The organism is Xenorhabdus santafensis, from assembly GCF_033949405.1.
Classification (GTDB): Bacteria; Pseudomonadota; Gammaproteobacteria; order Enterobacterales; family Enterobacteriaceae; genus Xenorhabdus; species Xenorhabdus santafensis.
The window spans coordinates 69,572-81,603 of sequence record NZ_VCDN01000044.1; the positions used below are offsets into that span (position 1 = coordinate 69,572).

Sequence of the window (12,032 nt, forward strand, 5' to 3'; positions counted from 1 at the left end):
ATTAAAATATCCCCACTATGTGGGGATATTTTTAGGCAGTAAATTATGCCGCAGAGGATGAGCTGGCTGGTAAAAGTGATTGCGGTGGATCTATCGGGCAACCTGCCTCATTATTTTCAGGAAGGGCATCAGCCATAGCCCTTGCTATCTCGTGTTCACCGATAATAATTTGATTTGCCCCACGCTCTGCAATATAGGTGACTTCTTCATCATAATGAGCCCGAACAATGATATTGATATCAGACCGGGTTTCTCTGGCATTCGCCACAATTTCGCCGGCAGCGTAGCCATTGGGAATTGTCAGGAATAGCGTACAGGCACAATCGAGCCGTGCCAGTGCCATAATATCTTTATTGGCTGCATTTCCCATTACCGTGCTGATCCCGGCTTCTCCCAGCTCTTCAAACCGAGCGCGAGTATCTTCAATGACGACTACCGGGAAATTTCTCTCCTGTAAACGCTGACAAAGCAAACGACCAACCCGGCCATAGCCGACGACGATAGCATGACCACAGATATCGACCGGGATCTGTGTTTCCTCTTCCAGCGTTTCTTCAATTAATTGCTCTTCAAGAGTCTCTGTTTTTTCCAGATAACGATCCAGTAAACTAAACAGCACAGGATTCAGCATAATGGAAATAATAGCGCCGGCCAGAACAAGGTTGCGTGCTTCTCCATCCAACAGCCCCAGAGTGATGCCAAGCCCTGCCAGAATAAAGGCAAATTCACCGATTTGGGCAAGGCTGACCGAGATGGTTAAGGCGGTTCGTCGTGAATGCCCAAACATTCTTACCAATACCATGGCAGCCAAAGACTTACCAATAACAATAATGGCAAGGGTTCCTAAAATCGCGAGGGGTTGCTGGAATAGCACCATCGGATCAAACAACATACCTACCGACACGAAGAAAAGAACTGCGAAAGCATCCCTCAGCGGCAAAGTATCTTGCGCTGCACGATGACTTAATTCTGATTCATTCAATACCATGCCGGCGAAGAAAGCTCCCAGGGCAAATGAGGCATCAAATAATGTGACAGCACCATAGGCAATGCCTAATGCTATTACCAGTACAGCCAATGTAAATAACTCACGGGAACCGGTGCTGGCGGTTTTCGCCAGTAACCAAGGGATTAAGCGCCGTCCGACAAAAATCATCAATAAAATAAAGGCAATGACTTTGCCGATTGTAATGGAGAGTTCAAGCAGCAATTGGCCGATATTGGCATTCTGGTTATCAATGATGCCTGCTGCTGCTGGCAGCAATACCAATGCCAAAACCATTGCCAGATCTTCGACAATCAACCAACCAATGGCGATTTGCCCTCTTTGGCTATCAATAAGCTGGCGTTCTTCTAGTGCTCTGAGCAATACCACGGTACTGGCGGTAGACAAACAGAGGCCGAAGACAATCCCGCTGAACAGCCCCCAACCGAGCAATGTGGATAAGCCGACTCCCAATAAGGTTGCAACGGCAATCTGAGCGATGGCCCCTGGAATGGCGATTGATTTGACAGCTAACAAATCTTTAAGCGAAAAATGAAGACCGACACCAAACATCAGTAATATCACGCCAATTTCTGAAAGTTCTGGCGCTAAAGAGGTATCGGCTACAAAACCGGGAGTAAAAGGCCCTGCTAATACACCGGCGACAAGATACCCTACCAGAGGTGAGATTTTAAGGCGTTGCGCAAGCATGCCAAGCAAATAAGCAAGAACAAAACCGCCAACAATGGTCGTGATCAGAGGTGTCGAATGCTCCATCAAGGCTCCTTCTGAGTGGGTTTTAGATAAATTGTATGATTAGGTGAGGTAATAATATATTTTATAAATAATTCAAGATAAGCTTGTTAAAAAATATACTGAGTGGTGAAAATGAACGTGATCTGCATAAACACTATTTTAATGTAATTTTATGCAGATCTTATTATTATTTACGCTTGTTTACAAAGGCTGAGAAGGTGAGTGATTTATGAAAAATAATTTATGTATTTAACTGATTATTTTGATTTTTTTCTTTCATATTTGGTAGTAATAGCGTAAAAATACCAAGAAGTGGTAAAAAGGCGCATATTTTATAAACTAGCTCTATGCTGGTTTGGTCTGCAATATAACCGAGTACAGCAGCACCAATACCACCCATCCCGAAGGATAGACCAAAAAATAGGCCAGAGACCATGCCTGTTTTGCCAGGGACGAGTTCTTGGGCATAGACTAAAATGGCAGAAAATGCAGATGCCAATATGACACCAATGATAACCGTCAATATGCCTGTCCAGAATAAAGATACATAAGGTAGCATCAGCGTAAATGGAGCAACCCCGAGAATTGATCCCCATATGACATATTTGCGACCAATTTTATCGCCAATCGGCCCGCCGATCATCGTGCCCGCAGCGACAGAAAATAAAAAGACAAAGAGATGGATTTGGGCATCTTGAACAGATACGCTGAATTTTTGCATCAAATAAAATGTGTAGTAACTACTGATGCTGGTGAGATAAAAATATTTTGAAAAAACCAGTATCAATAGAATGGCAAAGGAGCCCACAATGGTTTTCTTAGAAAATCTTGATGGAGAGGCAGAGGGCGCTGATTGAGATGAATTGGCTCTATGCTGCATTTTATACCACTGGCTGACTTGCAACAGAATAACGATTGCCAGTAGTGCCGCCAGAGAAAACCAGCCGACATTTCCCTTGCCGTATGGCGCGATAAAAATGGCCGCCAATAATGGCCCCAGTGAAGTTCCGAAATTTCCACCCACTTGAAAGAGTGATTGTGCCAATCCGTGGCGCCCGCCAGATGCCATGCGGGCAACTCTGGATGATTCCGGGTGAAAAACGGATGAACCCATTCCGACTAGCGCGGCGGCCAGCAATATGACCGGAAAAGTTTCTGCGTAAGCCAGCAGAAGCAGCCCTGATAAGGTAAAACTCATGCCGATAGGCAATGAATAGGGCTGAGGATGTTTGTCTGTATACAAGCCAATAAGAGGCTGTAACAGTGAGGCGGTTACCTGATAAGTCAGAGTTATCATCCCAATCTGAATAAAACTCAGGGTAAATTCAGATTGCAGCAATGGGTAAATTGCCAAGATCAATGACTGAATCATATCATTCAGCAGATGGGATAAGCTGATGGCACCAAGTATTGAGAATACTGTACGATGTGTTTTTTGGGGTGCATCTGACAAGGATTTTATATTGCTTTGTTCACTCATATTTATTCGCTTATCAATTGAAATCAGTAGGGAATAGCAGATGACCAGTGTCTAAGTTTTGTTTACTTTTTCACACTTAATCCATCTTGGATTGTGAATAAAATCTTTATACATATGGATATAATTTGACACTTATCTCAAAAAAATGAAAGAAGGCATTATTTTACGGTGCAACTATGTAATCCTGAGCACAAATTCGATGAACTTTGTATACCCATTGGATTTCAAGGTACAACCAATAAAAATGCCGTTTGAAAAATGACGGATATATATCAGTAACATTATTACAGGACGTGGAGATACCCATGAAGTTTTCAATTAAAGCATCAATATGTGCTCTGTCAGTTTCTCTGTCGTTATTCCCCCTAATTGCAACCGCTTGGGAAAAAGACAAAACCTACGATATTACAATTCTGCACACTAACGATCATCATGGTCATTTTTGGAATAACGATCATGATGAATATGGTTTGGCGGCTCAAAAAACGATGGTTGACTCTATTCGCCAGGAAGTTGCCAAAAAAGGGGGAAGTGTATTGCTATTGTCTGGTGGTGATATCAATACAGGTGTACCAGAGTCTGACATGCAAGATGCTGAGCCAGATTTCAAGGGCATGAATTTAGTCGGGTATGATGCAATGGCACTGGGAAATCATGAATTTGATAAGCCGTTTAGTGTGTTGCAGCAGCAGCAAAAATGGGCAAATTTTCCGTTTTTATCCGCCAATATTTATCAAGCCAGTACGGGTAAACGTATATTCAAGCCTTATGTCATCTTTGATAAGCAGGGAATAAAAATCGCGGTACTGGGTTTAACGACTGATGATACGGCAAAAATAGGCAATCCAGCCAATTTCCCGGATGTTCAATTCCGTTCTCCAGCTAAAGAAGCGAAAGCAGTTATTGAAGAACTCAAAAAGAACGAAAAACCGGATGTCATTATTGCCGCTACACACATGGGGCATTATGACAATGGCCATCATGGAACCAATGCCCCGGGAGATGTTGAAATGGCGCGCAGCTTACCTGCGGGCTATTTAGATATGATCGTGGGGGGGCATTCGCAAGATCCCGTTTGTATGTCTAAAGAAAATAAAAACTATAAATTAGTGGACTACGTTCCGGGAACGCCTTGCTCTCCAGATCGCCAAAATGGAACATGGATCGTTCAGGCTCATGAATGGGGAAAATATGTTGGTCGTGCTGATTTTCAATTCCGTAATGGTGAATTCAAGCTGGTTCATTATCAGTTGATCCCCATTAACCTAAAGAAAAAAGTGAAAAAAGAAGATGGCAGCACAGAGCGAGTTTACTATACCCATGAAATTGCAAAAAATCCGGATATGCTCAAATTGCTGACCCCTTATCAGGAAAAAGGCAGTCAAAAACTGGGGGTTAAAGTAGGTTCAGTCGATAACAAATTGGAAGGTGATCGGAATAAAGTTCGTTTCGTGCAGACTAATATGGCGCATCTTGTATTGGCTGCCCAAATGGAACGCACAAACGCAGATTTTGCTGTAATGAGTGGTGGTGGTATTCGTGATTCCATTGAGCCGGGTGATATCACTTACAAAGACGTACTGAAAGTACACCCGTTCGCCAATCAGCTCGTTTATGTCGATTTTAAAGGAAGTGAAGTCTTACCTTATTTAACTGCGGTCGCAAATATGGAACAAGATTCTGGCGCCTATGGTCAATTCTATAATGTCAGCTTCGTGATGGATGGTAAAACTATCAGTGACGTAACAATTGGCGGCAAGCCATTAGATCCCAATAAAACTTATCGTATGGCGACGCTGAATTTCAATGCGATTGGAGGAGATGGTTATCCACGGGTTGATAACTTGCCGGGGTACGTTGATACGGGTTTTGTCGATGCTGAGGTATTGAAAGGATATATTGAAAAGCATTCGCCATTGAAAGCCGCTGATTATGAACCAAAAGGTGAAATAGTACATAAATAATAGCTATTAAATCATATGCTATTGTTTATTTTTGGCTATATAAAAAGACCATCTAAAATACAGATGGTCTTTTAGTTACATAGGAGTAGTGATGTAAAATCTAAAATAAACACTTTGTCTTTCAAGCTACCTCTTTATTGGCTGCGTTAGGTCACTCTGGTCACCGTTTTTATAAATATACGGTTATCTATATTCCCGGAGATGCTCTCCCTTGATGCCACGATGCAACTTGAAATCCATTGTATATAGAGACGGTTGGTTGAAACTAAAATAAATAATTATTGATTAGCGTAGTAATTAATGAAAATTTTTCTCCTTTTATTAATGATTATTAAATTCCGTTTTTATTTCTTCAATAGCAAACTTACAAAAATGGCAATATTACAAAGGAATGGTGGAGCGTTATTTTTCTTTCGATTGAGTAAACTAAGTTAATTAAAATATTAATTGGTGTTTTGTGCTATGAAGAAAGTATATCGACATTCTTTTTCGTCACCAAGCTCTGCTTTACAAAAAACAGAGCCGGCTCGAAAAAATTTAATGTGAGTTGCATTTATCATGCAAAAGCCAAGTCATGCAAACCCAAGGTCTTCAAACCTTGGCAATGTCCGAAAACGAACAGTTAAGCAATTGGCATAAATCAGCGGGAGATAACTCAATATCCAGCCCACGTTTACCCCCTGAAATAAATAGAGTGGGTAACGTTTCTGCCTGAATATCGATAACAGTTGGAAGGCGCTTTTTCTGCCCCAATGGGCTAATGCCGCCAACCAAATAACCAGTCACCTTTTGTGCCAAAAGAGGATCGGCCATATCCGCTTTTTTGGCTTTGAAAAACTTAGCGATTTTTTTCAAATCGAGTTGCCCGGAAACTGGCGTTACTGCAACCGCCAAATTTTTGGGATCGCCATTTAACGAAACCAATAGGGTTTTGAAGACTTGTTTAGCATCTAAACCGAGTTTTTTGACAACTTCATCACCGAAGTTGTTTTCGTTGGCATCGTGCTCATAAGGATGGAGTTTGAAATTAATTTTTTGCTTTTCCAGTAAGACAATGGCGGGAGTCATATTTTTTCCTGTGAAAATTTTTTGCAAAGATAAAACATAGGGTAAACGGTTTGTTGTTCTATAGGCTTAACAAAATCTGCCGTAAATTGTTATCACCGTGCAGATGTAAGGCTCCCACAGCAACCACATACTTCCCTGCCGGCAATTGGTGCAATTGTTGGCTCCATTGTTGATTACGTTCAGTCATTAAAATTTGATAAATGTCCTCACAAAATGTCATCGGCAACATCTGGCCTTCTGACTCAGAATGATAGTTCATCCACCAATTGATCATAGTTTGCAAAGTCTGGGCATTGGTGTGCCAATGAGTGATTGTGTCTTCGAGCAAAGAAAGCCCATCATTTGGCAGTTGGGTAAGTAAATCTATCTGCGCGTCTGCGCCTTCTAATTCAATAATGGGTTTATTGATGGCTTTTGCACTGTTCAGCAATTGGTAATCGATACCATATTGGGGACGCAAGCCCAAATATTGAGCCTGCGTAGCCTGTAATATCAATGAAATTTGCCATGACGGTAAGGGATCCAGCAGGGAAATGGGGTATTGGATTTCTCGGCAGTAATTCTGCAAACAGTCAAAATACTCTGGAGATAAACGTTGTGACAGTGGTGCAAATTGCCCGTCCAATTGCTCTTGGAAGGGCGCTTCTGCCTGCGTTATATCAGCTTCGACAATCAGGGCATCAGATTGCTCCAGTTGCTCCAGCAGTATTTCAGAAAGTGGGAACATGTTTCTTGTTCCCATATGGATACTGCCAACAATATGCAACTGTCTATTTTGGCTTAGATTAATATCGAACGCGGGATAAGGGTAATTTTGTTGGCGGTTTAGCCCTAAAACATTACCGAAATAGGTCATCAATTTTCCCATGTTCCATACTCCTAAAGTTGGCAGTAATCAGTATGCTAATATACCCGTCGTCTTTCAAGTTGCCTCTTTGTTGGCTGCACTCATTCGCTCCGGCCTCTCGACCTTATGACCAACCTTTGGCTGTTCAAATTCGTTCCCGACGAATTTGTCATTCCCTTGCCGCCGCGCCGCATCTTGAAAACTATAGGGTATAAAACATTCTGTGGAAATTTCACGTCAGGATTTAGGCTTGAAGCGCAATAGCCGATTGGCGTTACTGACGACGGTAATGGAAGATAACGCCATTGCTGCACCTGCAATCACCGGATTCAGTAATGTCCCCGTGAAAGGATATAAAATGCCTGCCGCAATCGGAATACCCAACGTATTGTAGATAAATGCGCCAAACAGGTTTTGTTTCATATTGCGCAGTGTTCCTCTGGATAATTCAACCGCATCAGCCACCCCATGCAGGCTATGGCGCATGAGCGTAATTGACGCCGTTTCAATGGCAATATCACTTCCCCCTCCCATTGCGATCCCGACATCCGCTTGTGCCAGTGCAGGAGCATCATTAATGCCGTCGCCTATCATTGCCACTTTTCGGCCTTCCGCTTGAAGTGACTGGATAGCGGCAGCTTTGCCGTCAGGCAAGACTCCGGCAATAATGTGGTCGATACCGGCTTCTTTCGCAATGGCATTCGCTGTTACAGGGTTATCCCCGGTTAACATGACTAAACGATAACCCTGATGGTGCAGGCGTTGCAGAGCAGAAACTGTGTCTTGACGCAGAGGATCACGGATAGAAAACAGAGCTGCGGCTTTCCCATTAACAGCTAAGATAACGGGTGTGATGCCTTTTTCTGCCTGGGCTGCAATTAAGGGTTTCAACTCCGTGGTATCAACGTGATTTTGCTCAAGCAAATTTTGATTGCCCAACAGCAGAGAAGTATCCTCAACTTTTCCCTGTATTCCCAATCCGGCCAATGTACGGAATGCCTGAACTTCCGGTAATGTTTGCCCTTCAACTTTCAGCAAAATGGCTTTTGCCAGTGGATGATTTGAGCCATTTTCCAATGCACCAGCCCACATCAATACCTGCTTATCGGTAAAGCCGTTGAAAGTATGGATTTCCGTTACCTGTGGCATGCCTTCTGTCAATGTGCCTGTTTTATCAAAGACTATCGTATCCAGTTGGCTGGCTTGTTGCAGGGCATCGGCATCACGAACTAACACACCTAATTCGGCTGCCCGCCCTACACCGGAGATGATGGACATGGGAGTTGCCAATCCAAGTGCACAAGGGCAGGCGATGATTAATACCGTGGTGATGATAACCAGCGCATACATGATTTGCGGGGCAGGGCCGACAAAATACCAGATGGCACCTGAAATTAAGGCAATGGCAACGACAACCGGCACAAATATGGCGGAAATTTTATCAACCAATTGACCGATTTCCGGCTTACTGCTTTGAGCCTGACGAACCAGCTTGATGATACGGGCCAGCGTTGTTTGGCTGCCAACCGCATTTGCTTTAAACAACACACTGCCATCCTGAACCACCGTACCCGCATGAACAGTATCACCCGCGGATTTTTGCTGGGGGACAGGCTCGCCGGTCAGCATGGCTTCATCCAGCCAGATCGTGCCCTGAATAATTTCACCATCAACGGGAACACGATCCCCGGTTACCAAACGCAGAGTCATGTTGGGAAGTACATCGGATAATGGCAGTGTTTTTTCGCCTGTATCGGTAATCACCCGGGCAGTGGGTGGTGTTAAATCCAATAATCGTTCGAGAGCTTTGGAAGAACGCTGGCGAGCGCGTTGCTCCAAGGCATGTCCGAGGTTAATTAACCCGATAATCATGGCACTGGCTTCATAATAGAGATGGCGAGACTGGGGAGGGAACAAATCCGGCCATAAATTGACGCTCATGGAATAAAGCCATGCCACACCCGTACCCAATGCAACCAGTGTATCCATTGTGGCACTGCCGTTTTTCAGGCTCTGCCACGCATTGCGATAAAAATGCCCGCCTGCAAATACCATGACAGCCAATGTAATCAGGCCAATCGTGAGCCAAATTGCATGGTTTGAAGATGAAAGGATCATATTGTCGCCCATCATGCCCCAAATCATGACAGGTACACCGACCGCTAAAGCAAATACGGATTGCCAACGGAAACGGCGCATATTGGTTTGTGCAACCTGCTGCTGGCGCTCACGCCGCTCTGTTTCATCCTGAATGATTTCCGCGCCATAGCCTGCCTTGGTTACTGCTTCAATCAGGGCATTTGACGATGGATTGCCAGTCACCAAGGCGCTTCTTTCGGCGAGATTGACTCTGGCATGTTCAACTCCATCAACAGACAGCAGCGCTTTTTGTACTTTGCTGACACAGCTTGCACAAGTCATGCCATCCAATAAAATTTGAACACTATTATCATCCGAAATTGAACGATCATCCGAAATTGAATTTTTATTATGTTCACTGGGCGTTGTTGCAACAGATGTTGTTTCAGTGGGAACGACAACTGCCTGAGGTGCTGTTACCGGAGGCATTTTCATTGTTGATGCTTTTGCCGCTGCCAAAGACTCCGGTACTTGTGAGGCAGGTATTGTCAGCGGCTCAGTTTTTGGGAAATCGGCTCCGGTTGCCAATAATTCAGCATGATAACCTATTTGCTCTACGGCATTAATTAATGCTGAGCTTTCTGCCTGACCATAAATTTTTGCAGTTTGGGTATCCACTTCTGCTGCGATGACGCCTTCAACCGCTTCCAGTGCCTTTTTGGTTTTATTAGCGCATCCCATGCAGCTTAAACCTGACAGTTGCAATTCTATATCGGCGCTTGTAGCAACAGCGGCTTGATAACCGGCTTCAACAATGGCTGCAATTAATACATCGGGTGAAACATCATGAATAACTTTGGCATAGTTCAGACTGACATTGGTCTGTTCAACACCGGGTATATTTTCCAGTGCTTTCTTGACACTGCCAACACAATGCATACAAGTTAAACCTTGAAGTGCAAGAATGGTGGATGTAGACATAATGATATCTCCTGATACAAAGTAGTATACTTATCATTAAGGCTAAACCTTCCTGCAAGGGGAAGGTCAAGGGGGAATGATGAACATTAGTGAAATTGCCCAAAAAACGGGTTTAACCAGCAAAGCTATCCGGTTTTATGAAGAAAAAGATCTTATCACTGCGCCAATGCGGGGAGATAACGGCTATCGCTATTATCAACAAAAGCATATTGAGGAGCTGATGCTTCTTCGTCAGGCAAAAGAGGTTGGGTTTACATTGGAAGAATGCCGTGAGTTATTGCGATTATTCCGCAATCCCAGTCGTCACAGTGCAGATGTAAAGACAGCGACTTTGCAAAAAGTGGCTGAAATAGAAAAGACCATCGCTGAATTACAAAAAATAAAGAAAAAATTGCTGGTCTTGGCGGCGGATTGCCCGGGAGATGATGGGGCGGATTGCCCCATCATTGAGCACTTATCGGGTAGTTGCGTGCATCACGCTTAATGGCGAACGGGCCTGACCTGTAAGGTGATGCCGTCAACGGCAACAATTTCCACTTCGGTATTAGCCGGGAGTTCTTGGTTACAGTGAACACGCCAACTGCCATCGGCCAATTTGACTCGTCCATAGCCATTTTCGGTATCTGCAATTAAGTGAGTACGGATACCGATTAACTGATGATTTTTCTGATTGAGGGTCTTATCGCTTGCTTTCTGCGGGCGGCGGCGCAACCAACCGCGCCACGCAATAACAGAAACTAAGGTCAGGACAGCAAATAGGACACCTTGCAGTTCCCAGGCCATATTGGGGAAAATCCATGTGAGCAGGGCAACAACAACCGCGGCTGTCCCTGTCCACAAAAGATATCCACCCGTGCCCAGTAATTCGGCAATCAGAAGCAAGCCACCAAAACAGAGCCAGAACCAGACTGGTTGAGCGGCTATCTGTTCAATCATGGTTATTTATCCTGTTTGCTCTTTTTGCTTTCATTAATTAACTCAGCAATACCCCCGATGGCACCCATTAAGTTACTGGCTTCCAGCGGCATCATAATGACTTTACTGTTATTGGAGGCACCAATGTTAGTCAGGGCATCTGTGTATTTCTGGGCAACAAAGTAATTAATTGCCTGCATATCACCACTCGCAATCGCATCAGAAACCATTTTGGTGGCGCGTGCTTCTGCTTCAGCCGCACGTTCACGGGCTTCTGCCTGAAGGAAAGCGGATTGACGTTCACCTTCTGCTTTCAGAATTTGTGACTGTTTTTCCCCTTCAGCTTTCAAAATCGCGGCCTGACGAACACCTTCCGCCTCAAGGATGTCTGCACGTTTGGTACGTTCTGCTTTCATCTGGGCATTCATCGCAGAGATCAGCTCCTTGGGAGGACGTACATCACGGATCTCAATACGCGTTATTTTGACGCCCCAAGGGTTAGTGGCTTCATCGACGATTGTCAGCAGGCGACTGTTAATGGAATCACGCTGGGATAACATTTCGTCCAACTCCATTGAACCCAGCACCGTACGGAAGTTGGTCATGGTCAGGTTAATGATGGACAACTCCAGATTACTGACCTCATAGGCTGCACGCACAGGATCAACTACCTGAATAAAGCAGACGGCATCAATGGTGACATTGGCGTTATCGCGGGAAATGACTTCTTGCGATGGGATATCCAATACCTGTTCCATCATATTGATTCTGCGACCGATACGATCGACGAATGGCATAATAATATGCAGGCCGGGTGTCAATGTACGGGTATAGCGGCCGAAGCGTTCAACAGTCCATTGATAGCCTTGTGGAACGGTCTTCACACAAGTAAAAACGATAACGACAGCAATAATGATTAAAATCGGTACAGCACCGAAAGAGAGTAAATCCATAATA

9 protein-coding genes are annotated in these 12,032 nt (G+C 44.2%); 2 read left to right on the forward strand and 7 right to left on the reverse strand.

Annotated features, from left to right (window positions below; all coding sequences use genetic code 11):
* Window positions 1–43 precede the first annotated feature (43 nt).
* A complete protein-coding gene (gene ybaL / locus FE392_RS11645) occupies window positions 44–1,762 on the reverse strand; it encodes a YbaL family putative K(+) efflux transporter (RefSeq protein WP_319930391.1) in 1,719 nt (572 codons plus the stop codon).
* Window positions 1,763–1,982: 220 nt separating this feature from the next.
* A complete protein-coding gene (locus FE392_RS11650; RefSeq protein ID WP_319930392.1) occupies window positions 1,983–3,221 on the reverse strand; it encodes an MFS transporter in 1,239 nt (412 codons plus the stop codon).
* A gap of 305 nt (window positions 3,222–3,526) precedes the next feature.
* Between FE392_RS11650 and ushA the strand changes: the two genes are divergently transcribed.
* A complete protein-coding gene (gene ushA, locus FE392_RS11655; RefSeq protein WP_319930393.1) occupies window positions 3,527–5,185 on the forward strand; it encodes a bifunctional UDP-sugar hydrolase/5'-nucleotidase UshA in 1,659 nt (552 codons plus the stop codon).
* A gap of 591 nt (window positions 5,186–5,776) precedes the next feature.
* Here ushA and ybaK read toward each other — a convergent pair.
* The 3 genes from ybaK to copA all read right to left on the reverse strand — a co-directional run bounded on the left by ybaK (window position 5,777) and on the right by copA (window position 10,160).
* Window positions 5,777–6,253: a Cys-tRNA(Pro)/Cys-tRNA(Cys) deacylase YbaK gene (ybaK, locus tag FE392_RS11660; RefSeq protein WP_319930394.1), complete on the reverse strand. Its 477-nt coding sequence runs from the start codon at window positions 6,251–6,253 to the stop codon at window positions 5,777–5,779.
* Between the two features lie 58 nt (window positions 6,254–6,311).
* Window positions 6,312–7,121: a TraB/GumN family protein gene (locus tag FE392_RS11665; RefSeq protein WP_319930395.1), complete on the reverse strand. Its 810-nt coding sequence runs from the start codon at window positions 7,119–7,121 to the stop codon at window positions 6,312–6,314.
* A 216-nt stretch (window positions 7,122–7,337) separates the two neighbouring features.
* Window positions 7,338–10,160 carry a copper-exporting P-type ATPase CopA gene (gene copA, locus FE392_RS11670; RefSeq protein WP_319930396.1) on the reverse strand — a complete coding sequence of 941 codons (2,823 nt, stop codon included), beginning with the start codon at window positions 10,158–10,160 and terminating at the stop codon, window positions 7,338–7,340.
* Window positions 10,161–10,239: 79 nt separating this feature from the next.
* Between copA and cueR the strand changes: the two genes are divergently transcribed.
* Window positions 10,240–10,644, forward strand: a complete 405-nt coding sequence (gene cueR, locus FE392_RS11675) for a Cu(I)-responsive transcriptional regulator (RefSeq protein ID WP_319930432.1) — start codon at window positions 10,240–10,242, stop codon at window positions 10,642–10,644.
* Here the strand turns inward: cueR and FE392_RS11680 are convergent.
* Both FE392_RS11680 and FE392_RS11685 read right to left on the reverse strand, forming a co-directional pair.
* A complete protein-coding gene (locus tag FE392_RS11680) occupies window positions 10,641–11,096 on the reverse strand; it encodes an NfeD family protein (RefSeq protein ID WP_319930397.1) in 456 nt (151 codons plus the stop codon). The genes cueR and FE392_RS11680 overlap by 4 nt on opposite strands.
* A gap of 2 nt (window positions 11,097–11,098) precedes the next feature.
* Window positions 11,099–12,028 (reverse strand): SPFH domain-containing protein, encoded by a 930-nt coding sequence (locus FE392_RS11685; protein ID WP_319930398.1) that lies wholly within the window; start codon window positions 12,026–12,028, stop codon window positions 11,099–11,101.
* Window positions 12,029–12,032 lie beyond the last annotated feature (4 nt).

Excerpts from the sequence above, each read along its gene's own strand:
- ybaL (WP_319930391.1), bottom strand. The coding sequence starts at position 1,762 with ATGGAGCATTCGACACCTCTGATCACGACCATTGTTGGCGGTTTTGTT.
- FE392_RS11650 (WP_319930392.1), bottom strand. The coding sequence starts at position 3,221 with ATGAGTGAACAAAGCAATATAAAATCCTTGTCAGATGCACCCCAAAAA.
- ushA (WP_319930393.1), top strand. The coding sequence starts at position 3,527 with ATGAAGTTTTCAATTAAAGCATCAATATGTGCTCTGTCAGTTTCTCTG.
- ybaK (WP_319930394.1), bottom strand. The coding sequence starts at position 6,253 with ATGACTCCCGCCATTGTCTTACTGGAAAAGCAAAAAATTAATTTCAAA.
- FE392_RS11665 (WP_319930395.1), bottom strand. The coding sequence starts at position 7,121 with ATGGGAAAATTGATGACCTATTTCGGTAATGTTTTAGGGCTAAACCGC.
- copA (WP_319930396.1), bottom strand. The coding sequence starts at position 10,160 with ATGTCTACATCCACCATTCTTGCACTTCAAGGTTTAACTTGTATGCAT.
- cueR (WP_319930432.1), top strand. The coding sequence starts at position 10,240 with ATGAACATTAGTGAAATTGCCCAAAAAACGGGTTTAACCAGCAAAGCT.
- FE392_RS11680 (WP_319930397.1), bottom strand. The coding sequence starts at position 11,096 with ATGATTGAACAGATAGCCGCTCAACCAGTCTGGTTCTGGCTCTGTTTT.
- FE392_RS11685 (WP_319930398.1), bottom strand. The coding sequence starts at position 12,028 with ATGGATTTACTCTCTTTCGGTGCTGTACCGATTTTAATCATTATTGCT.